Origin of the sequence: Mycobacterium ahvazicum, assembly GCF_900176255.2 — a bacterium.
GTDB classification, from domain to species: Bacteria; Actinomycetota; Actinomycetes; order Mycobacteriales; family Mycobacteriaceae; genus Mycobacterium; species Mycobacterium ahvazicum.
Genome location: NZ_FXEG02000005.1, coordinates 1085056 through 1105572 on the forward strand (window position 1 = coordinate 1085056; position 20517 = coordinate 1105572).

The window sequence follows — 20517 nt, forward strand, 5'->3', positions numbered from 1 at the left end:
CGGCTACCGTTGTGACTCGAGTCAATCAAAGGAGCGTGATGGCCTACAAAATCGACCCGGCTTCGCTGCACACGATCGCCAAGCAAGTCGTCGGCCGGCCGCTGCAAGACGGCGAATTAATCACGCGGGCAATCGAATTGCTCGCAGACGATTATCCTGATCTGGTCGATCCGGCCCCAGGCCGATGGGTGGGCAGCAAGGCCGGCGGGATCCTCGGCAAGGTCCGTTTCTCCACTTCAGCCCCCGTGATCTTCGGCTCTCCCACTGGAACGCAAGGCTTTTCGGGGCGCTACAAGCATGTGAACATCTACGAGTTCCTGATGGCCGGGCGAAGCGATTCCCACGATCTCGATTCCGACGACACGCAACTCATGACGCTGTCGCCCGGTGAACGCACCTGCCTGGAGCGGGGCCGCGCGAGGGGGCTGACCATTCATCCCGGCTCGTGACACGTCGACTACGGCCGTGGCGCCGTGGCCACCACGCTGCCGTTCGCAATGATGGACACCCTGTTGGTGTCACTCGAACTCGAATACGTCCGCCGCTCGGCGGTCGAATTCACCAAGCTGGTCGCCGGCGCTTTTGCCGCTGACGCGGACCCGCGACAAGCAGGCTCCCACCGGCACCTCGGCGCAAGCATTATGCCCCTTGCATTTCGAGGGACCGGTGGCGCCGCGGCTGCGGCCATGGCTGTGGAACCGGGCGCTGACGTACGTGCCGCGGCCACCAGAACCAGCGACCCAGCACCGCTGCGAACGACGGTGTCATCAGGGAACGGACGACCAAGGTGTCGAACAGCAACCCCAGGCCGATTGTCGTGCCCCCCTCCCCGATCACAATCAACTTACTCACCGCCATCGACATCATCGTGAAGGCGAAGACCAAGCCCGCCGAGGTGACCACGGAACCGGTGCCCGCCATGGAGCGAATGATGCCGGTGTTGAGCCCGGGCTGGATCTCCTCTCTCATGCGCGATACCAGCAGCAGGTTGTAGTCCGAGCCGACGGCCAACAAGACGATGACTGACATCGGCAACACCATCCAGTGCAACGGGATTCCGACGACGTGTTGCCACAGCAACACCGACAGCCCGAACGAGGTGGCCAGACTGAGCACCACGGTCCCAACGATGGTCGCCGCGGCGACCACGGCACGGGTGAGCACCACCATGATGATGAAAATCAGGATGAGCGCTGCGGTAGCGGCAATGAGCAAGTCGTAGTCAGCGCCTTGCTGCAAATCTTTATACATGGCCGCGCTGCCACCGAGGTATATCGTCGATCCCTCCAGTGGCGTTCCCTTAATCGCATCTGCCGCTGCGGTTTTGAGCGGCTCGACGTGCGAGGTGCCTTCCGTGGTTAGCGGGTCGCCTTGGTGCAGGATGGTGAACCGGACCGCATGTCCATCCGGGGAGAGAAACAGCTTGATCCCACGCTTGAAATCCGCGTTGTTGAAGGCCTCTGGCGGCAGATAGAACGAGTCGTCGTTCTTAGCGGCATCGAACGCTTCGCCCATCGCCGTGGCGTTGTCCTGCATGGCCATGGTCTGGTCTTGCTGCGCCTTCTGCGCCTGATACTGGTTGAGCATCATCTGTTTTTGGCTCTTCATCGATTCGATCATCGGCGGCATCAGCGCAACCATCTGCGGCATCAGCGCATCCATTCGATCGAGGTCGGGTACCAGGTCGCTGAGGTCATCGCTCATGGTCGAGATGCCGTCGAGTGCGTCGAACACGGAACGCAACGACCAGCACATCGGGATGTCGAAGCAGTGCTTCTCCCAGTAGAAGTAGCTGCGAATGGGACGCCAGACGTCTTCGAAATCGGCCATGTGATCGCGCAAGTCCTGTACATCGGCGCTGGTTTTACTCATCTTGGTGGCCATGTCGTGAGTGACTTGGGAGAGCTGCTGGGTGATGGTCTGCATCTTTTCCATCGAGTCGATCGTGACTTGCATGTCGTCGGCCTGTTTCAGCGTGTTTTTCAAGATGGTTTGCTGATAGTCGTTGTTCATGATTTGGCCGGTGCTGTTCATGCTGATGTTGTACGGAATCGTGGTGTGCTGAATCGGCTTTCCCTCTGGCCGCGTAATGGTCTGCACTTGGGCGATGCCATGCACGCGGACAAGGGCCTTGGCGATCTTGTCGATCACCAGGAAGTCGGCCGGGTTCCGCAGATCGTGATCGCTTTCGATCATCATCAGATCCGGATTCATTTTGGCTTTGGAGAAATGCCGGTCGGCCGCCGCGTATCCGATGTTCGCCGGCACCCCGGCGGGCAGATAGAGGCGGTCGTTGTACGTGGTGTGGTAGCCGGGCAGGGCGAGCAACCCGACCAAAGCCAACAGGATTGCGCTGACCAGAATCGCGCCGGGCCACCGGACGGTCGCGGCGCCAATCCGACGCCACCCTCGCGGCTTCGCCATGCGTTTGGGATCCAGCAGCCGGCCGAACCGCGTGACAACCGAAATCAGTGCGGGGCCAAGCGTCAAGGCGGCCGCCACCACGATGACCATCCCGACTGCCAGCGGGATGCCCATGGTCTGGAAGTACGGCAGGCGGGTGAAGTGCAAGCAGAAGGCCGCGCCGGCGATCGTCAGCCCCGAAGCCAGCACGACATGGGCCGTACCGTGAAACATGGTGTAGTACGCCGATTCTCGATCCTCTCCGGATCTGCGCGCCTCCTGGTACCGGCCAATCAGGAAAATCGCGTAGTCGGTGGCCGCGGCGATCGCAAGAGTCACGACGAGATTGGTCGCGAACGTCGTAAGCCCAAAGACCTTGTAGTAGCCGAGAAATGCCACCAGCCCCCGGGCGCCGGCTAATTCCAGCACCACCATCGCGAGCACGGTCGATACCGTCACAACCGATCGGTAGACGAGCAACAGCATCGCAATGATGACGGCGAAGGTCAGCAATTCGATGGTCTGCATGCTCTGGTCGCCCACCGCATTTTGATCCGTACTCGTCGCCGCGGGGCCGGTTAGGTACGCCCTGACCCCCGGTGGTGCCGGCGAGCTGGCCAGGATATCGCGCACGGCCTCCACCGATTCGTTGGCGAGTGCCTCTCCTTGGTCCCCGGCGATGTAGACCTGAACGTTGGCGGCCTTGCCGTCGGTGCTTTGCGCGGCTGCTGCCGTCAGCGAATCGCCCCAGAAATCTTGCACATGCTGGACATGCTTGGTGTCGGCCCGCAGCTTTCGCACGATGTCGTCATAGAAATGGTGTGCGTCGGCACCCAACGGCTTGTCACCTTCGAGCACGATCATCACCGAGCTGCTGGTGTCGAACTCCTGGAACACCTTGCCGACGCGTTTCGTTGCGATCATCGACGGCGCGTCGTTGGGACTCATCGACACTGCGCGCATCTTGCTGACCGTTTCGAGTTGCGGGACAACGGTATTGAGGACGGCGACGATTGCGATCCAGGCAACTACGATCGGCACGGCGAACGACCGGATGAGCCGCGGTAGCCTCGGGCGGGCCGCATGGCGGGCGACCGGAATCGCGTCGGTCGGGGCGTCGGTCGCGGGTATGGTCATGCCGACTTCACCAAGCAGAAGGTCTCGGCATTCGCACCCGTGACGGTTCTTTCGTCCTTGACCTCGTTGTTGACGGTGATCCGGCATGTCACGGTCTGACCGTCGACCTGAGCCAGAATGTTGGGCGTGGCGGCGGGTGCGGTGGTTCGCAGCGTCAAGGACCATGGCAGCGGAGCGTTTACGGCTCGCTGAGGCTTGGAGTCCAGGTCCAGATAGTTGATCACGGCCGTGGACCCGGCACCGAACACCTCGTACGTTACGACCTTGGGGTTAAAGGATTCTGCGGTGTCCGAACCCCTCGGGGTCACCAGCACGGCATTGGCTCCGAAGATTTCACGTAACTGCCCTACGGTGGCGACGCCGACCGCGACCGCGACGGCGATCAGGATGGGCAGCCAGGTGCGGCCGAGAAGTTTGGTCAGCGGCGGCCGAGCCGGTCTCGCCGTCGGCAGGTCCCGCGCCAAGACCTGCCTTGGTTCGGCACTCGGAGCAGGCAGCGGCTCCTGTTTTGCAGCCGCGATATCGCGAACGTCAGTCAAGGTGCGGGCCTTTCAGTGATCCGAGGTGAGCCGGAGTTCGGGACCGACGGTGGTCTGGGTAGATAACCTAACCAATTAAGTGGATAGGGTCAATCCACTTACTGGAAATGTTGCCCTCGTTACACTCATCGACGTGAGCGCTCGCGAGATGACGTGCCGCCCGCTGAGGAAGGATGCCGAGCGCAACCGGCAGCGGGTGATCGAGGCCGCCCGCGAACTTTTTGCCATCCGCGGTCTGGAGGCCACTCTCAACGAGGTGGCTCACCACGCGGGCGTCGGCGTGGGAACCGTGTACCGACGGTTTCCCACGAAGCAGGAGCTGCTCGAGGCGATCTTCGAGGACGGCATCGACGAGCTGACCACGCTGGCGGAAACCGCGTTGCGTCACCCCGATTCATGGCAGGGCTTCGTGTGGTTTGTCGAGCAAATGTGTGAAATTACGGCGACCGACCGAGGAATACGCGAGGTCGCCTTCGGTAAGTGCTTCGGCGGCGACCGCGTGGAAGCCGCCCGAGTTCGCCTCGTACCAAGGCTTTCCGAACTTGTCGAGCGGGCACAGCACGACGGTCACCTACGGCCGGAAACCGCACCCGGGGACATGCCCATCTTTGGCCTGCTGGCCGGAACGGTCAGCGAGTACGCCGGACACGTGGACGCCGAGCTGTGGCGACGATATGTGGCCATCCTCCTCGAGGGCATGCGTTACCGCAGCGACCAACCGCCGCTGACGATCAATGCGCTCGAAGAAGAAGAGCTCGAGGCGGCCATGCATACCTCCGAGCCTGCTGGTACGCGCCGCTGACTCAGACTGCAACCTCGTGGTGGCGAGTTTGATTGCCCCCGCGGCGTTTGGCTTCATACATGGCGTTGTCGGCATGGGCGACCACCTGGCGAAACGCTTCGTCGGCATAATCGGTGACCATGTCGCGCAACGCCAGGGCGGCGATTCCGACGCTGGCGGTCACGGGGTCGTCGATTGCGGCCACGGCGTCACAGAGGTACAGACCCCACTCGGGCCGCTGTTCCGCCGTCACGATTTCGGCGATCAAGAATTCCTCCCCACCGACGCGACCGACGATGGCGGTGTCGCTGCAGGCGGTGTTCAATGCGCCGGCAACCGCGACCAGCGCCTCGTCACCGGCGGCGTGTCCGCGGGTGTCGTTGAGGGTTTTGAACCGGTCCAGGTCGATCATCGCCACCATCAAAAACATGTGGTTGGCGCCGACGAGCATCCGCCCCACAACGGCCCGATCGCAGGCGCGCCGATTCAGCAGGCCCGTCAACGGGTCGCGGTTGGCGCGCAATAGATCAACCCAGAGTGCGCGCACGACGATCTGGATGGCCAACGGGACGACCGCGTTGAGTTCGAGGACCAGAAAGCAGCCGGTGAACGCCAGCATCACTTGCCCCGCGGCGGCCAGACGCGCCGCTTCCACGGCGGCAATGGTGAAGGCCAGGCCAAAATTCAGGGCCATGTACTTGGCGGTGTGGAAGAACGCGAGGTAGCCGCCCGTGACCGCCATGGCTGAGCAGGCCATCAGTCCTACTAGCGGCTGGGGTTGCCATACGCAGCCGAGGCCGATGATCACGCTGCCGGTCAAAACGAAGAAAAGAGATTGCCGGCGGGTGGGCCACCCGCGCAACCACAGCGCGGCCATGGTCAGACCGATCGCCGCGGCCAAGACCGAATAGGCCAGCGCCAAAGGCCGCAGCGGCAAGGTCTGATCCAACCACACGTTGGCCGGCACGAGCACCAACGAGCCCGCCACCCCGGCCAACAGCCTGCGTGTGTTGGAACCCAACCCGTGCGATTGCAAATAGCCTGTCAGCCAATCGAAATGGTGGTCCTGCTCCCACCACGTCGCCAGCCGCGTCATCGTTCTGCCCCTCCCGGACTCACTAGCCCCACGAACTACGCGGCCGGTTGCCACCGAGTGAGTTGGGTCACAGTAAATAGGATCGCGGGTTACAAATGCCCCGAATCGCCGAGAAAGCCAGGGCGGATGGCCGCACCGGCAACGCGCCAACCGGGCGCGGCGGCGGTCGAGGCTTCCTGGTGCTGGCACTCACCCGCGATTCTTCGCGGGAAGCTATTGGCGGTGGCGGAGGGATTTGAACCCTCGGACGGTTTTAGCCGTCACACGCTTTCGAGGCGTGCTCCTTAGGCCGCTCGGACACGCCACCGCCGAGCAGCTTACAGAACCAGTAGCCACTCACCCCAATCGCTGGCGGGCGAAGAACTCCTCCAGTGGCGCGGCGCACTCCGCAGCGAGCACCCCGCCACGCACCTCGGGACGGTGATTGAGCCGACGGTCGCGGACCACGTCCCACAACGATCCGACCGCACCGGTCTTGGGCTCCCACGCGCCGAACACCAGCCGCGCGACACGCGCCAGCACCAGCCCACCCGCGCACATCGTGCAGGGTTCGACGGTGACCGCCAGCGTGGCTCCCTCCAGCCGCCACCCATCGCCCAGCACGGTGGCCGCGGCGCGGATCGCCAGGACTTCCGCGTGCGCAGTCGGATCACCAAGGGCCTCACGGGCATTCACCGCACGGGCGAGTTCGGTGCCGTCGGCGGCGAAAATCACCGCACCGATCGGCACATCGCGGGGGCCCGCCGTCGCGGCGGCCGCCAGCGCGGCACGGATCAGATCCTCGTCAGTGATCACCGACCGAGGCGGTCGATCACCGCCGACAGCTCGTCGGCGAAGCCCATCTCGCGCGCGATGCGGCCCAACTGCTCGTCGGCGTACAGGTCGGACTCGTCGAGGATGACGCCCAGAACGGCCTCGGGCAGACCGATGTCGGACAGCAGCCCGAGATCGCCTTCTTCGAACGGTTCCGAGTCCTCGAGGTCTTCGGGATCGATGTCGGCGTCCAGGTTGTCCAGAACTTCGGCGGCGATGTCGTAGTCCAATGCCGCCGTCGCATCCGACAACAGCAACCGGGTTCCAGACGGCGCCGGGCGCACGATGACGAAGAACTCGTCGTCGATGTCGAGAAGCCCAAAGACCGCTCCCGCACTGCGCAGTTCACGCAGCTCTGTCTCGGCGGCAGCCAGACTCGTCAGCGAATTGGGGGCCATCACCGAGCATCGCCATTGGCCCTCTTCGCGCACCACGGCGATGCCAAAGCCGTCCGGTGTATCCACGGACGGGCCTTGCGTTGCGGCCCGCTCTCGTCCCATGGGCGCCTACGCTAGTCGCTGACCAGGCGGCTTGACCAGACAGCGCAAACCAGCAGGGGGACCTCCAGCCGCCGTTGTCGACCCGCTGTGCCAACCTAGGTCTGTGTCGTGGACGGCGACTGGGACCGGGAACAAGCCCCCGGTGTGTGTCCTCGGGTTGGGACTTATCGGTGGTTCGCTCATGCGCGCGGCCGCGGCAGCCGGCCGGGACGTGTTCGGCTACAACCGCTCGGTAGAGGGCGCGCGCGGCGCAGTTGCAGACGGCTTTGTCGCATCGACAGAGCTCGCCGACACGTTGGCGCGCGCCGCCGATACCGGTGCCCTGATCGTGCTGGCGGTGCCGATGCCCGCCTTGCCGGCGATGCTCGCCCACGTCAGCGACCTGGCCCCAAATTGCCCTCTCACGGACGTCACCAGCGTCAAGACGGCGGTCCTCGACGAGGTGGTCGCGGCCGGTCTGCAGGACCGCTTCGTCGGCGGTCACCCGATGACGGGCACCGAGAGCTCGGGTTGGGCGGCCGGCCATGCCGGATTGTTCACGGCGGCACCGTGGGTTGTCAGCGTCGACGACCACGTGGACCCGGTCGTCTGGTGGATGGTGATGACGCTGGCGCTGGATTGCGGCGCGGCCGTGGTGCCGGCCAGATCCGACGAACATGACGCCGCGGCGGCCGCCATCTCGCATCTGCCGCACCTGCTCGCCGAGGCGCTGGCGGTGACGGCCGCAGAGGTGCCGCTGGCCTTCGCGCTGGCCGCCGGGTCCTTCCGGGACGGCACCAGGGTGGCGGGCAGCGCCCCGGACCTGGTGCGCGCGATGTGCGAAGGCAACACCGCCCATCTGCTCACCGCCGTCGACCGGGTGATGGACCTGCTCAGCCGTGCCCGCGACTCGCTGGATTGGGACAACTCGGTGGCCGAACTCGTCGAGGCGGGCCATGCCGCGCGAACGCGCTACGACCGCTTCCCGCGCTCCGACATCTTCACCGTCACAATCGGCGCGGACGGCTGGCGCCAAGAGCTCGCCGCCGCCGGCCGGGCGGGCGGGGTGATCAGATCCGCTCTGCCAATCCGGGATAGTCCACGATGAACCCGTCCGCATCGACGCTCACCGTGGTGTCGGCGACCGGTGAGTGCAGCTTGATCCCCGCACCGCCGCCGGAGCTGGCGTAACTCACCGTGGCCGCGGTGACGGTCATGTCCGGCACGTTGACGTAGACCACCGGCAACGTGATGGTTTCGGCCCGCTCGTGTAGCCCCAGCCGCCGGATGGGCAGCGCGTTGAAGAACGGGCTGAATACGACGTCGACGTCGAGTGCACCGTTGTACCCTTCGCGACGCTCGCCCTGGTGGTCGGTGACCATCCACATGTTCTCTTCGTCGCGGGAGATGGCAAGCTGGCGCTCCCGCTCGGCCAGGGTGATCGTCAGCCCGAACCTCTTGGTAGCCCCGGTTTCATCGGTCTGCACTTCGTAGAAAGCGCCGAATGCCGGGTTCGTCGCGGTAGCCGCGGCCACGATGCGTCCGGCCGCTCTAATCCGCTTGCCGGACACCTGTACTCGCACCGATTCCATGCGCGAGATGTCCGGTGCACGCCAGGTCAGCATCGCGGGCCAGACGCTGCCGGTCGGGTCAGAGGGGCTGTTCACACTCCCTACCGTAAGACGTGCCCACCCACTACGGCAGGCTGGTCGGCAACTGGGTCCGCCGTCACATCGATTCGTCGACGAGGCCTGCGCAATCGCCCGGTGCCGGGCACCGAAACCCAGACCGCCATTGCCAGCAGGCCGTCGAGGATCAGCGCGAGCCCGGCCACCATCAACGCGCCGACCAAGGCGAGTTGGAATTCGCGTTCTTTGATCCCGTCGATCAGGTAGCGGCCGAGCCCACCGAGACTGGCATAAGCGGCCACCGTCGCGGTGGCAACGACCTGCAGCGTCGCGTTGCGCAACCCGCCGAGAATCAACGGCATCGCGTTGGGCGTCTCGACGCGCAGCAGCACCTGGGCCTCCGTCATACCCATCGCGCGGGCGGCGTCGACCACCACCGGATCGACGTTGGCGATGCCCGCGTAGGTTCCGGCCAGCAGCGACGGCACACCGAGCAGCATCAGGGCAACCAGCGGCGGCCCGAGCCCCAGGCCGAACATCAGCACACCCAGCAGCAGCACCCCGAGTGTCGGCAATGCGCGCAGTCCGTTGACCGCACCCACCACCAGCAGCGTGCCGCGGCCCGTGTGGCCGATCACCATCCCGATCGGGATCGCGATCAACGCCGATGCGCCCACCGCCAGGGCGGTGTACTCCAGGTGCTCCAAGATGCGCGCGGCGAGGCCGACCGGACCGGTCCAGTTGTCGACGGTCAGCAGATAGGACACCGCCTGCTGGACGAAATTCATCGTGCACCACCGACGACCGGAGCCAGCACGGACCGGCGCGTGGCCGCACCCGCGTGGGACCAGGGGGTGGCGAACCGGCCGGCCAGCACGATCAACATGTCGATCACGACCGCCAACATGAACAGCGCGATGATGCCGGCCAGGATCTGATCGCTCTTGTCGGTCTGATACCCCTCGGTGAACCAGGTACCCAGGCCGCCGATGCCGATCACCGAACCCACCGACACCATCGCGATATTGGTCACCACGACCACCCGCAACCCCGCGATCATGACCGGGATCGACAGCGGCAGCTCAACTTTCAGGACCCGTTTGACGGACGAGTAGCCGACAGCGGTGGCGGCGTCGCGGACCTGGGCCGGCACCGCGTCCAGCGCCTCGAGCACCACGCGCACCATCAGCGCGGCGGTGTACGCGGTGAGCGCGACGAGGACGTTGGCCTCGTCCAGGATTCGGGTTCCGATAAGCACCGGCAGGGCCACGAACAACGCCAGCGACGGCACGGTGAACACCACACTGGCGGTCGCCGTCGTCAGCCGCCGCGGAATCGGAGCACGCTGTACCAGCACCCCAAGCGGCACCGCTATCAGCAACCCAATCAGCACCGGTACCAGAGACAACCGCAGATGGATCACCGTCAGCGTCCAGGCGTCGCCGAGATGGGTGAACAGATAGTGCATGGTCAGATCCGCCGCTGGTGTTCGACCTCGGCCAGCACGTCGGCAGCCAGCACCCCGCCGATGAACCTGCCTTCCCCGTCGACGGCGATCCCCACCGTCGAGGGCGACGACAGCGCCGCGTCCAGCGCTTGGCTGAGGTTGCCGCCGGGCCGGAACAACGCACTGATGCCGCTCATGCTGTCGGGCAACGACGCGCCACCGCCGTGGCGCCGCAGGCCCTCGCCGTCGATCCAGCCCAACGGACGGCCGTCGTCGTCGACCACCACCGCCCAGCCGGTCAGCGGACGATCGATAAGGTCGCTGACCGGGAGCGTGTCGACGGCATGCAGCGGCAGACCATTCGCCTTGATCAGCTGCAGCCACCGGTAGCCGCGGCCGAGGCCGATGAATCTCGATACGAAATCGTTGGCCGGCCGTGAAAGTAGTCGGGTGGGTTCGTCGTACTGCTGCAGCGCGCCGCCACGGCCAAAGATCGCGACCCGGTCGGCGAGTTTGAGCGCCTCGTCGATGTCGTGTGTGACAAACACGATCGTCTTGTGCAGTTCGTTTTGCAGGCGCAGTATTTCGTTCTGCAGCTCAAGACGAACCACGGGGTCGACGGCCGAGAATGGCTCGTCCATCAACAGGATTGGCGGATCGGCGGCCAGTGCGCGTGCCACGCCGACGCGTTGTTGTTCTCCGCCGGAGAGCTGCGCCGGGTAGCGGTTGGCAAGTTTGGCGTCCAGCCCGACGCGTTCCAGCACCTCGTAGGCCGCCCTGCGGGCCTGCCGGCGGGGTTGCCCCCGCAGGACGGGCACGGTCGCGACGTTGTCGATCACCCGCTGATGCGGCATCAGCCCGGCATGCTGGATCACGTAACCGATTCCGAGCCGCAGCTGCACTGGGTTGACACCTCTGACGTCCTGGCCGTCGACGGTAATGGTGCCCGACGTCGGCTCGACCATTCGATTGATCATCCGCAGCGCGGTGGTCTTGCCGCTCCCGGAGGAACCCACGAACACCGTCAGCTTGCCGTTGGGGACCGCCAGGCTCAGTCGATGGACGGCGTTGGTCCCGTCGGCGAATGTCTTGCAGACATCGTCGAAGACGATCACCGTCTAACCCCCACACCGGTCGTCATTGCGTAATCGGATGGTTGAAGCCGTTGTCCCGCACCCAGTTTCGTGCGGCCTGGTCGGGGTCGATGCCGGAGTTGCCCGCCACGGCGGCGTTGAGACCGGCCAGACCCTCAGTGGTCAGCTTGGCCGAGACCGCATCCAGGACATTCTTGAGGCGATCGGACTTCTTCTGCGAATTCACCAGCGGCACGATGTTGCCGGCCACGAAGTTGTGTTCGGGGTCCGCCAGCACCGCCAGATGGTTCTGTGCGATCGCCGGCGATGTGGTGAAGATGTTGGCCGCGTTCACCTTTCCCTCCACCAGTGCGCGTACTGTCACCGCTCCGCCGCCGTCGTTGATCGCGATGAAGTTGCCGGGACTGATGTTGAGCAAGTATTTCTGCCGTAGCCCGGGCAGGCCGGACGACCGGTTCTCGAAGGCCGACGGCGCCCCGAATTTCACCTCCGCCGAGTGTGCGGCCAGATCGCCGATGGTTTTGAGGTTCCACGCGGCGGCCGTGCGGCCCGTGACGGTCACCGTGTCGGTATCCGACGCCGGCGACGGTGTCAGAACCGACAGGTCACCGGGCAACTTCTGATAGAGCTCCAATTCCACCGCGTCGAGCATGGTCGCGGTCGAGTCGGGTGCGAAGTAGCGCAGCAGATTGCCGACATACTCCGGTACCAAATCGATGGAATGGTCTTTGAGCGCCGGGATATACGTCTCGCGGCTGCCGATGCCCATCCGCCTTCCCACGTCGAAACCATTGGCCTGCAACGTTTGTGCATAGATCTCGGCAATGATCTGCGATTCCGGGAAGTCGGCCGATCCGATCACGATGGATTTCATGCTGCGCGTCTCCGGCGCCAGCGGATCGGAATTGCTGCACGACGCGGCGAGGCCGCTGACCACGAGGCACGCTGCCGCGGGGATAATCACGCGGAGCAGGCGCCGCAGCATCCTCATAACGCTGACAGTAACGGCATCACACGCCGGGCGCTGTGGCCATGAAGCAGGCGGTTTGCGCGGTTTGGTTTCATTCTCGCCAGGATGGGACAAAGATGAATCTATGAGCAGCCCCGACCCTGGCTTGCCGGGCAACCCGCCGCATAAGCCCACTGCGGCGCATCCCGCCGAGCCCACGAGACGCTACGCTATCTCGTATGCCGTCTTCCGCATCCCACGAGCCGAGGGCGGCGTCGTTTCGCCACCGTCTCTTTTTTCTCCTTTCACTCCTCTGCCATTTCTTCCACTCGTATCCTATGTTCATGCTTCCCCTGTGCCTCCCCCAGCGCCTCCCGGCGGCGTGAAACCGCCCCATGCGGCCACCCACCCCAAGGAACCGGCCATCGGGTTCACCCGCGCCGGCGCGCTGTGGTCCGCACTGATCGCGGGCTTCCTGATCCTGATCCTGTTGCTGATCTTCATCACGCAGAACACGACATCGACGCCGTTTCAGTTCTTGGTCTGGCATTGGAGCCTGCCGCTAGGCGTGGCCATCCTGCTGGCGGCGGTGGTTGGCGGCCTGCTCACGGTGGCCGTCGGCACCGCACGGATTCTGCAGCTGCGTCGCGCGGCCAAGAAACATCACGCGGCGGCGGTGCGCGACTAACCGGGCAGCTTGCCCAGTTCCGCGAGTCCACGAGAGATCAACGGCGCGACCACTTCGGGCATGTGCTCGGAGTCTTTGCCGCTCGCCTGATCTGACATGCGCCGGCGGAAGTCGATGCCGGCGGCGATGATGGCGAGCTTGAAGTACGCCAGCGCCATGTAGAACTCCCAATGCGCCAACGGCAAACCGGACACAAGCGAATACCGGTCGGCCAGTTCGTCGGCCGTCGGCAGCAGCGGCGACGTCCAGGCCGCTTGCGCATTGACGATCAGATCCAGTGCCGGGTCGCGGTACACACACATCAGGGCCGCATCAGATAGCGGATCCCCCAACGTCGAGAGTTCCCAATCCACCACGGCACGCACCCGCGTCGGGTCGTCGGCGTCCAGGATGGTGTTGTCGATCCGGTAGTCACCGTGCACGATCGACGTACGGCTCTGCGGCGGAATAGCTTGCCGCAGACCGGAATGCAATCTTTCGACGTCGGAGTCGCGGTGGTCGTCGGGCAGCCGCACCAGTTCCCATTGCGAGCCCCAGCGCCGAACTTGGCGCTCCAGATAACCGCTGGGCCTGCCGAAATCGGCCAGTCCCACCGCGTTCGGGTCGACGTTGTGCAAGTCGACGAGTACCCGGACCAACGAGTCGACGCATTTGTCGATCACGGTGTGATTGAAGGCTTCGAGCTGAGCGCGGCGACGGACGACCTGCCCGGCGACGAACTCGACGATCTGGAACGGCGCGCCCAGCACGGAGTCGTCCTCGCACAGCGCGATCGCGCGGGCCACCGGAACGGGCGTGTCCTGCAGTGCCGCCACCACTTTGTACTCGCGCGCCATGTCGTGCGCCGACGGGGTCAGCCCGTGCAGCGGTGGACGCCGCACCAGCCAGTTCGTTTTGTCGTCGTAGACCCGGAAGGTGAGATTGGAGCGGCCGCCGGAGATGAATTCTCCGCGCAACTCGCCGTCGCGCTCGATACCGAGCGAACGCAGATACCGGTCCAGCGCGGGCAGGTCCAGCCCGTCGAGTCGATCAGCCGAAGTCACCGAACTTGTCTACCATCGCTGATTGCGCGGCAACAGGTCCCACACGTGTTCGACACCGTTGACCCCCGCCACGGTCGCCTGACCGGTCCGCGAATACAACAATCGGGTCACCGATGCGTAGTCGACGGGAAACGACAACAGCCGCTTCGTGCCTAGGATTTCGTGCAGCAAGAGGTTGATCACCCCGCCGTGGCTGAACACGGCAACGGTGTCCTCGGGGTCCCCGGACGCGACGAGGTCGTCGATCGCCGCCCGGATCCGTGCGCGGAACGCGTCTTCGTCGACCGCACTGGGTAAGTGACCCTGCGCCAGCCGCTCCCACTCCTTCGGGTTTTCCGCACGGATCTGCTCGACCGGGATGTACACCGGAAGGTCGCGATCGTATTCGGCGAAGCGATCGTCGATCTCGACGGACAGCTGCCGGGCCGCCGCGACCGGTTCGGCGGTCTGGATGGCACGCCGCTGCGGGCTGCTGATCACCCGGGAGATCGGGAACCTGGCGAGCGCCTCGGGCAGGCGCGCGATCTGGGCCACCCCTTCTTCCGAAAGGTCCGGGTCCGAACCCTGGCCGTGTTCGCTGCGCAACGGCAGCGCATGCCGGACCAGAAGCACTTGCATGTCTCTCCCTGTCGTCGGAGTGGCTTGTTCGCAGTTTCTCATCGCCCGCCGCCACGGCGCGCGGCCGCCGCCTAATCTGCAAGGGAGGCCCCATCCCGAGGAGGACAGATGACCCGGCCGAGCATCGATTGGGACGCCGCCTATCGACAAGAATCACCACCGCCGTGGAGCATCGGTCGGCCGCAGCCCGAACTGGCGGTCCTCATCGGTCAAGGCAAGATCCGCAGCGACGTGCTGGACTCCGGGTGCGGCCACGCCGCCCTGTCGTTGGCCCTCGCCGCGCGCGGCTACACGGTCGTCGGGCTGGACGCCAGCGCGACGGCGATCGATGCCGCGACCGCGGCTGCCGCCGAACAAGGGTTGACAACAGCGACTTTCGCGAAAGCCGACGTCACCGAATTTGGTGACTACCCACCCGATTCCGAAGGCCGCTTCTCCACCATCCTCGACAGCGGGCTGTTCCATGCTCTGCCGGCCGAGGGGCGTTCGGGCTATCTGCGGTCGATCTTTCGGGCAGCCGCGCCCAGTGCGGCGCTGTACATTCTGGCCTTCGCGGCCGGGGCGCTCGGTGAACCCGGCGACCGGCCCGGTCCGCAGGGCTTCACCGAAAGCGAATTGCGCGACGTCGTCTCGACGGTGTGGCAGGTCGACGAGGTCCGCCCCGCGAAGCTCTACGGCAACGCGGCCGCCCTCGATGTTGACCTGCCGAACATCGAACGCGATGACGACGGGCACTTCGCGGCGCACGGATTCCTGCTCGCCGCACACAAGCCGGGTTAGCACCATCCGTGAACGCCCTCACCTTCGCCGAACGTGCTCTCAGGGCGGGCTTTCAGCGGGCGGTTTCAAGGGATGGATGCAACACAACTGATTGAGGAGTGTTGTTGTGCCGCGTCCGCGGTTGAGGAGCTGGCAGCAGCGGTGGAGAATGCTATTCTCCACGCAGAGAGTGGGGTGTGCGGACAATGACGACTGCTGGAGAAACCCAACTGGACCCGGGTGTGCTGGGTCGATGGCTCGACGCCAACGACGCTCCCGGAAGCGGCGAGGAGCCGCTCCTACAGCAGCTCAAAGGCGGTTCGCAGAACACGCTGTATCTGATTCGGCGGGGCGGCGAGCGCATGGTGCTGCGCATGCCCGGGGCCCGCGCAGACGCCGCACGCATCGACGGCCTGCTGCGCGAGATCCGGCTGGTGCGGGCGCTGTCCGGCACCGATGTGCCGCACGCCGAGCTGATCGCCGCCGACGACAGCGGCACCGTGCTGGGCATGCCGTTCTACGTGATGCAGGCGATCGACGGATGGAGCCCGATGGACGGCGGCTGGCAGCCACCGTTCGACATCGACCTCGACGCGCGCCGCGGGCTCGCATTCGAACTCGTCGAGGGCGCCGCGAAGCTGGGCCGGGTCGACTGGCGCGAACAAGGACTCGAGGGCTTCGGGCGTCCGGACGGATTCCACGATCGGCAGGTCGATCGGTGGCTGGCATTCCTCGACGCCTACAAGGTGCGCGAGCTGCCCGGCCTGAACGAGGCCGCGGATTGGTTGCGCCGCAACCGGCCCGCGGAGTACCAGCCGGGCATCATGCACGGCGACTACCAGTTCGCCAACGTGATGTTCGCGCACGGCAGTCAACCTCAGCTCGCCGCGATCGTGGACTGGGAGATGACGACGGTCGGCGATCCGCTGCTCGATCTGGCCTGGTGCCTATTGGGCTACGACGGCGAAAACCCTAAGGGCGACGGCTTTTATCTGGACATGAGCGGGATGCCCAAGCGGGGCGAGTTGCTGGGCCACTACGAGAAAATCAGCGGGCTTTCCACCGAGAACATCGACTATTACCTGGTGCTGGCCAACTGGAAGTTGGGCATCGTGTTGGAAAAGACGTACGCCGCCGGCGTGCGGACCGGAAAGGTCGACCCCAAGATCACCGACGCGTTCGGCCCGATGATCCTCGCGCTGATCGCGACGGCGGCCGAGATGGCGCGCGGCCTGCCGACCAGGTGCCGCTGAAATGGGTTACGCCGACCAACTTTTCGACCTCACTGATCGCGTGGTGCTGATCACCGGCGGCAGCCGTGGACTTGGGCGGGAGATGGCATTCGCCGTCGCCCACTGCGGCGCCGACGTGGTGATCGCCAGCCGGAACTTCGAGAACTGCGAGGCGGTGGCCAAGGAGATCGCGGCCGAAACCGGACGATCCGCGCTGCCCTACGGCGTGCACGTCGGACGCTGGGACCAGCTCGACGGCCTGGTCGAGGCCACCTACGAGCGGTTCGGCAAGGTCGATACCCTGATCAACAACGCCGGCATGTCGCCACTGTACGACAAGCTGAGCAACGTCACCGAGAAACTGTTCGACGCGGTGGTGAACCTGAATCTCAAAGGGCCGTTTCGGTTGTCGGCGTTGGTGGGTGAACGAATGGTGGCCGCCGGCGGCGGGTCGATCATCAACGTCAGCTCCACCGGATCGCTGCGGCCCAACGGCGGCATTATCCCCTACGCCGCCGCCAAGGCCGGGCTCAACGCGATGACCGAAGGACTGGCACAGGCCTTCGGTCCCACGGTACGGGTCAACACGCTGATGGCCGGGCCCTACCTGACCGACGTCAGCAAGGCGTGGGATCTGTCCGGGAACGACAACTTCAGCCACCTGCACCTCAAGCGGGCCGGCGACCCTCACGAGATTGTCGGTGCGGCATTGTTCTTGGCGTCCGACGCGTCCAGTTTCACCACCGGTTCGATTCTGCGGACCGACGGCGGAATCCCTTAAAAGGCGGGAGTATTCACGTGTCATGGGACTTCTCTACCGAACCGGAGTTCGAGAAGAAGCTGGCCTGGGTTCGCGAGTTCGTGCACGAAGAGGTGGAGCCGCTCGAGGTGCTGTTCCCGGGCTGCGAGTTCCTGCCGCTCAACGACGAGCGCCGGCGCATCGTCGATCCGCTCAAGCAGCAGGTCCGCGACAATGGCTTGTGGGCACCGCATCTGGGGCCGGAGCTGGGCGGGCAGGGCTTCGGTGCGGTCAAGCTGACGTTGATCAACGAGATCCTTGGCCGCAGCCCGTGGGCGCCGATCGTCTTCGGAACCCAAGCACCCGATACCGGCAACGCGGAGATCATCGCGCGCTTCGGAACGCCGGAGCAAAAGGACCGCTATCTGTCCGGGTTGTTGTCCGGGGAGATCTTCTCCTGCTTCTCGATGACCGAGCCGCAAGGCGGTGCGGACCCGCGCGTGTTCACCACCCGCGCCGTGCGCGACGGTGACGACTGGGTGATCACCGGGCGAAAGTACTTCTCCTCCAACGCATCTGTCGCATCGTTCTTCATCGTCGTCGCGATCACCGATCCCGACGTGCCGGTCCACCGTGGCGCCTCGACCTTCCTGATCCCCGCCGGGACCGAGGGGTTGAATCTGGAAGCCAACCATCATCTGGTGGGCGCGGACCCGCACGAACCAGGGCATTCGCTGGTGCACTACGACGGGGTGCGGGTGGGGGCGGATGCGTTGCTAGGTGAAGCCGGTCAGGGCTTCCTGATTCTGCAGACCCGGCTGGCCGGCGGGCGGCTGCATCACGCGATGCGATCGATCGGCATGGCGCAGCGCGCCGTCGACATGATGGCGCGGCGCGCGAAAAGCCGCTTCACCCAAGGCAGCCCGCTGGCTGACAAGCAGCTCGTGCAGGAGTTCGTCGCCGATTCCTACACCGAGCTTATCCCGTTCCGGCTGACCGTGCTGCACGCCGCCTGGCTGATCGACAACGGCGACGAACATAGCGCACGCGCCGAGATCGGCGCGTGCAAGATCCTGGCCTCACAGGTGCTGAAATCGATTGCGCTACGCGCGATTCAGGTACACGGTGCGCTCGGGCTCACCGACCAGCTGCCGCTGGTGAACGTGCTGCTGGGCGGCATCGCGCTCGGGCTTGCCGACGGGCCGACCGAGGCGCACAAGGTCAACCTGGCTCGCATGCTACTCAAAGGCTATGAGGCCGAGGAGGGCGAATGGCCGAGCGAAATGCTGGATGTGCGCCGCGACGCTGCCCGGCAGAAATACGGCGCTCTGGTCGGTAGCGTTCCGGCACAACCACATTCGCCATGACCGACAGGGTCGCCGCGGCCGTCGAACGCGCCCTCGACGAGCGCCAGCGGGGGGCCACCGCGGAGGTCGAGCGAATCCTGGCCGCCGCGGTGCGGGTGATGGAGCGCGTCGCGCCCGATGAGCCTCGGGTCAGCGACATCGTCGCCGAGGCCGGGTCGTCGAACAAGGCTTTCTACCGGTACTTTGCCGGAAAGGAGGACCTCATCCTGGCGGTGATGGAGCGTGGCGTCGGCATCGTCGAGTCCTACCTTCGCCACCAGATGGCCAAGGAACGGCAACCGCGGGACAAGATCGCCCGCTGGATCGAGGGCACGCTGGCACAAGTCGCCGAACCTGACCTGATCAGGAAAAGCCGCGCCGCTGCCGGTCAGATGGCCGCCGCCACGAACTGGCATACGGTCGATCACGCAATGATGTACCCCTTGCGCGATCTGTTGACCGAACCCGTTGCGGCATTGGGAAGTACCGATGTCGGGCGCGACGTCGAAGCGGTGTTCTGCTGCACCGCGGCGACGATGCGCCGATACATGGGCTCGGCCGTTCGGCCCGAGCCCGACGACATCGCACACGTGGTGCGGTTCTGTCTCAACGGGTTAGGAGCCAATTGATGCGTGCTGTCGTCTGTCGCAGCTACGGGCCACCGGAGAGCCTGGTGCTCGACGAGGTTCCGGAGCCCGTCCCCGCGCCCGGCCAGATGCTGGTGCGGGTGCACGCCGCGGCGGTCAATTTCCCCGACGTGTTGTTCATCGCCGGCAAGTATCAGGTCAAGATCCCACCGCCGTTCATCCCGGGCAATGAGATTGCCGGGGAGGTGCTCTCCGTCGGAGAGGGCGCGCCGTTTCGCCCCGGTCAGCGGGTGGCCGGCACCACGTTCGGGGCATTCGCCGAGCAGGCACTGCTCGACTCGACGCAGGCCTCGCTGGTGCCCGACGACGCCGACTTCGCGTCGGCTGCCGCCTTCGGTGTGACCTACCGCACCGCTTATCACGCTCTGCGCACGACCGCGGCTGTGCGGCAAAGTGATTGGGTCGTCGTGCTGGGTGCCGCGGGTGGAGTGGGTCTGGCCGCCGTTGATCTGGCGGTGGCGATGGGGGCGCGGGTGCTCGCTGCGGCGTCGAGCCCGGAGAAGCTGGAACTGTGCCGGCAGCGCGGCGCCGAGGCCGTCGTGGACTACGACCGCGAGGACCTCAAATTGCGGATCCGTGAACTCACCGGAGATGCCGCGCGGGTGGTCCTTGACCCGGTCGGAGGATCGTATTCAGAACCGGCGCTGCGCGGCCTGGCCCGCGGCGGCACCTTTGTCACCCTCGGTTACGCGGCGGGCAGCATTCCTGCGATCCCGCTCAATCTCGTTATGCTCAAAGACATCTGCGTGCGCGGCATGGAGATCCGCACGTTCATGGCTGACTACCCCAGGGAATTCGTCCGCGACATCGAAGAGCTGACGCAGCTGTTCGCCGACGGTACGGTCCGCCCCTACATCGGCGCGCGATTCCCGTTGTCCGAGGCACCGGCGGCATTGCGATACGTCGCCGACCGCAAGGCGCTGGGCAAGGTGGTCATCGACGTCGCGTGACGCGATCACTCCCTCCTGCCACAGGGGTCGCGGCACAGGGCAATTGCTCTTTTGCCCGCCTCTGAGCGACAACACGTCCGGCAGCTTTGGTCGCGCACACGACTGTCGCTCAGAGGCGGGCAAATAATG

At 65.3% G+C, this 20517-nt stretch carries 21 protein-coding genes, 1 tRNA gene and 1 pseudogene; 10 read left to right on the forward strand and 13 right to left on the reverse strand.

All coding sequences use genetic code 11. The features are described from left to right. Positions 1-11: 11 nt before the first annotated feature. A pseudogene (locus tag MAAFP003_RS26295) lies at positions 12-572 on the forward strand (isomerase); the annotation flags it as partial. A gap of 67 nt (positions 573-639) precedes the next feature. Here the strand turns inward: MAAFP003_RS26295 and MAAFP003_RS26300 are convergent. Further along, positions 640-3540 (reverse strand): MMPL/RND family transporter, encoded by a 2901-nt coding sequence (locus MAAFP003_RS26300; protein WP_096290527.1) that lies wholly within the window; start codon positions 3538-3540, stop codon positions 640-642. After that, positions 3537-3962, reverse strand: coding sequence for an MmpS family transport accessory protein (locus tag MAAFP003_RS26305; RefSeq protein ID WP_096291439.1), 426 nt, complete (start codon positions 3960-3962; stop codon positions 3537-3539). Before MAAFP003_RS26305 ends, MAAFP003_RS26300 begins: the two co-directional genes overlap by 4 nt. Before the next feature lie 265 nt (positions 3963-4227). Between MAAFP003_RS26305 and MAAFP003_RS26310 the strand changes: the two genes are divergently transcribed. Further along, positions 4228-4881 carry a TetR/AcrR family transcriptional regulator gene (locus MAAFP003_RS26310; protein ID WP_096290528.1) on the forward strand — a complete coding sequence of 218 codons (654 nt, stop codon included), beginning with the start codon at positions 4228-4230 and terminating at the stop codon, positions 4879-4881. 1 nt (position 4882) lies between these two features. On the opposite strand, the gene MAAFP003_RS26315 is transcribed toward MAAFP003_RS26310, so the two are convergent. The 4 genes from MAAFP003_RS26315 to MAAFP003_RS26330 all read right to left on the reverse strand — a co-directional run bounded on the left by MAAFP003_RS26315 (position 4883) and on the right by MAAFP003_RS26330 (position 7269). Further along, the gene (locus tag MAAFP003_RS26315; RefSeq protein WP_096290529.1) at positions 4883-5956 is read right to left on the reverse strand and encodes a GGDEF domain-containing protein; all 1074 of its coding nucleotides are present in this window, start codon (positions 5954-5956) and stop codon (positions 4883-4885) included. A gap of 217 nt (positions 5957-6173) precedes the next feature. Then, positions 6174-6263, reverse strand: a tRNA-Ser gene (locus tag MAAFP003_RS26320). A 29-nt stretch (positions 6264-6292) separates the two neighbouring features. Then, positions 6293-6751 (reverse strand): nucleoside deaminase, encoded by a 459-nt coding sequence (locus MAAFP003_RS26325; RefSeq protein ID WP_096290530.1) that lies wholly within the window; start codon positions 6749-6751, stop codon positions 6293-6295. Continuing rightward, positions 6748-7269 (reverse strand): tRNA adenosine deaminase-associated protein, encoded by a 522-nt coding sequence (locus MAAFP003_RS26330; protein WP_096290531.1) that lies wholly within the window; start codon positions 7267-7269, stop codon positions 6748-6750. Before MAAFP003_RS26330 ends, MAAFP003_RS26325 begins: the two co-directional genes overlap by 4 nt. Positions 7270-7411: 142 nt before the next feature. On the opposite strand from MAAFP003_RS26330, the gene MAAFP003_RS26335 reads away from it, so the two are divergent. Then, positions 7412-8356, forward strand: coding sequence for a prephenate dehydrogenase (locus tag MAAFP003_RS26335; protein ID WP_096290532.1), 945 nt, complete (start codon positions 7412-7414; stop codon positions 8354-8356). Here the strand turns inward: MAAFP003_RS26335 and MAAFP003_RS26340 are convergent. Genes MAAFP003_RS26340 through MAAFP003_RS26360 form a run of 5 tightly spaced genes read right to left on the reverse strand, consistent with a single transcriptional unit; the run spans position 8319 to position 12408 of the window. Next, on the reverse strand, positions 8319-8873 hold the full coding sequence (locus tag MAAFP003_RS26340; RefSeq protein ID WP_423790958.1) for a putative glycolipid-binding domain-containing protein: 555 nt from the start codon (positions 8871-8873) through the stop codon (positions 8319-8321). The two genes, MAAFP003_RS26335 and MAAFP003_RS26340, sit on opposite strands and share 38 nt — an antisense overlap. Before the next feature lie 47 nt (positions 8874-8920). Next, the gene (locus MAAFP003_RS26345; protein WP_096290534.1) at positions 8921-9664 is read right to left on the reverse strand and encodes an ABC transporter permease; all 744 of its coding nucleotides are present in this window, start codon (positions 9662-9664) and stop codon (positions 8921-8923) included. After that, positions 9661-10344 carry an ABC transporter permease gene (locus MAAFP003_RS26350; RefSeq protein ID WP_096290535.1) on the reverse strand — a complete coding sequence of 228 codons (684 nt, stop codon included), beginning with the start codon at positions 10342-10344 and terminating at the stop codon, positions 9661-9663. Before MAAFP003_RS26350 ends, MAAFP003_RS26345 begins: the two co-directional genes overlap by 4 nt. Before the next feature lie 2 nt (positions 10345-10346). Further along, a complete protein-coding gene (locus tag MAAFP003_RS26355) occupies positions 10347-11438 on the reverse strand; it encodes an ABC transporter ATP-binding protein (RefSeq protein WP_096290536.1) in 1092 nt (363 codons plus the stop codon). A 22-nt stretch (positions 11439-11460) separates the two neighbouring features. Next, complete coding sequence (locus MAAFP003_RS26360) at positions 11461-12408, reverse strand: ABC transporter substrate-binding protein (protein ID WP_096290537.1); 948 nt, start codon at positions 12406-12408, stop codon at positions 11461-11463. 271 nt (positions 12409-12679) lie between these two features. Here MAAFP003_RS26360 and MAAFP003_RS26365 point away from each other — a divergent pair, with 271 nt between their 5' ends. Beyond that, positions 12680-13054 carry a LapA family protein gene (locus MAAFP003_RS26365; RefSeq protein ID WP_096291440.1) on the forward strand — a complete coding sequence of 125 codons (375 nt, stop codon included), beginning with the start codon at positions 12680-12682 and terminating at the stop codon, positions 13052-13054. Here the strand turns inward: MAAFP003_RS26365 and MAAFP003_RS26370 are convergent. Both MAAFP003_RS26370 and MAAFP003_RS26375 read right to left on the reverse strand, forming a co-directional pair. Next, positions 13051-14097 (reverse strand): phosphotransferase family protein, encoded by a 1047-nt coding sequence (locus MAAFP003_RS26370; protein WP_096290538.1) that lies wholly within the window; start codon positions 14095-14097, stop codon positions 13051-13053. The two genes, MAAFP003_RS26365 and MAAFP003_RS26370, sit on opposite strands and share 4 nt — an antisense overlap. A 9-nt stretch (positions 14098-14106) precedes the next feature. Then, on the reverse strand, positions 14107-14715 hold the full coding sequence (locus MAAFP003_RS26375; RefSeq protein WP_096290539.1) for a histidine phosphatase family protein: 609 nt from the start codon (positions 14713-14715) through the stop codon (positions 14107-14109). A 108-nt stretch (positions 14716-14823) separates the two neighbouring features. Between MAAFP003_RS26375 and MAAFP003_RS26380 the strand changes: the two genes are divergently transcribed. From MAAFP003_RS26380 to MAAFP003_RS26405, 6 genes are all read left to right on the forward strand, one after another. After that, positions 14824-15495 carry a methyltransferase domain-containing protein gene (locus MAAFP003_RS26380; RefSeq protein WP_096290540.1) on the forward strand — a complete coding sequence of 224 codons (672 nt, stop codon included), beginning with the start codon at positions 14824-14826 and terminating at the stop codon, positions 15493-15495. 185 nt (positions 15496-15680) lie between these two features. After that, positions 15681-16727 (forward strand): phosphotransferase family protein, encoded by a 1047-nt coding sequence (locus MAAFP003_RS26385; RefSeq protein ID WP_096290541.1) that lies wholly within the window; start codon positions 15681-15683, stop codon positions 16725-16727. Between the two features lies 1 nt (position 16728). Further along, positions 16729-17487, forward strand: coding sequence for an SDR family NAD(P)-dependent oxidoreductase (locus MAAFP003_RS26390; RefSeq protein ID WP_096290542.1), 759 nt, complete (start codon positions 16729-16731; stop codon positions 17485-17487). A gap of 17 nt (positions 17488-17504) precedes the next feature. Beyond that, complete coding sequence (locus tag MAAFP003_RS26395) at positions 17505-18812, forward strand: acyl-CoA dehydrogenase family protein (RefSeq protein WP_096290543.1); 1308 nt, start codon at positions 17505-17507, stop codon at positions 18810-18812. Next, on the forward strand, positions 18809-19420 hold the full coding sequence (locus MAAFP003_RS26400; protein WP_096290544.1) for a TetR/AcrR family transcriptional regulator: 612 nt from the start codon (positions 18809-18811) through the stop codon (positions 19418-19420). Before MAAFP003_RS26395 ends, MAAFP003_RS26400 begins: the two co-directional genes overlap by 4 nt. Further along, positions 19420-20388, forward strand: a complete 969-nt coding sequence (locus tag MAAFP003_RS26405) for an NADPH:quinone oxidoreductase family protein (RefSeq protein WP_096290545.1) — start codon at positions 19420-19422, stop codon at positions 20386-20388. The genes MAAFP003_RS26400 and MAAFP003_RS26405 overlap by 1 nt, the downstream gene beginning before the upstream one ends. The last annotated feature ends 129 nt before the right edge of the window (positions 20389-20517 follow it).

Coding starts and splice junctions, on each gene's coding strand:
- MAAFP003_RS26340 (WP_423790958.1), bottom strand. CDS start 8,873: ATGCTGACCTGGCGTGCACCGGACATCTCGCGCATGGAATCGGTGCGA.
- MAAFP003_RS26310 (WP_096290528.1), top strand. CDS start 4,228: ATGACGTGCCGCCCGCTGAGGAAGGATGCCGAGCGCAACCGGCAGCGG.
- MAAFP003_RS26360 (WP_096290537.1), bottom strand. CDS start 12,408: ATGAGGATGCTGCGGCGCCTGCTCCGCGTGATTATCCCCGCGGCAGCG.
- MAAFP003_RS26405 (WP_096290545.1), top strand. CDS start 19,420: ATGCGTGCTGTCGTCTGTCGCAGCTACGGGCCACCGGAGAGCCTGGTG.
- MAAFP003_RS26315 (WP_096290529.1), bottom strand. CDS start 5,956: ATGACGCGGCTGGCGACGTGGTGGGAGCAGGACCACCATTTCGATTGG.
- MAAFP003_RS26375 (WP_096290539.1), bottom strand. CDS start 14,715: ATGCAAGTGCTTCTGGTCCGGCATGCGCTGCCGTTGCGCAGCGAACAC.
- MAAFP003_RS26345 (WP_096290534.1), bottom strand. CDS start 9,664: ATGAATTTCGTCCAGCAGGCGGTGTCCTATCTGCTGACCGTCGACAAC.
- MAAFP003_RS26390 (WP_096290542.1), top strand. CDS start 16,729: ATGGGTTACGCCGACCAACTTTTCGACCTCACTGATCGCGTGGTGCTG.
- MAAFP003_RS26330 (WP_096290531.1), bottom strand. CDS start 7,269: ATGGGACGAGAGCGGGCCGCAACGCAAGGCCCGTCCGTGGATACACCG.
- MAAFP003_RS26380 (WP_096290540.1), top strand. CDS start 14,824: ATGACCCGGCCGAGCATCGATTGGGACGCCGCCTATCGACAAGAATCA.
- MAAFP003_RS26385 (WP_096290541.1), top strand. CDS start 15,681: ATGACGACTGCTGGAGAAACCCAACTGGACCCGGGTGTGCTGGGTCGA.
- MAAFP003_RS26400 (WP_096290544.1), top strand. CDS start 18,809: ATGACCGACAGGGTCGCCGCGGCCGTCGAACGCGCCCTCGACGAGCGC.
- MAAFP003_RS26350 (WP_096290535.1), bottom strand. CDS start 10,344: ATGCACTATCTGTTCACCCATCTCGGCGACGCCTGGACGCTGACGGTG.
- MAAFP003_RS26300 (WP_096290527.1), bottom strand. CDS start 3,540: ATGACCATACCCGCGACCGACGCCCCGACCGACGCGATTCCGGTCGCC.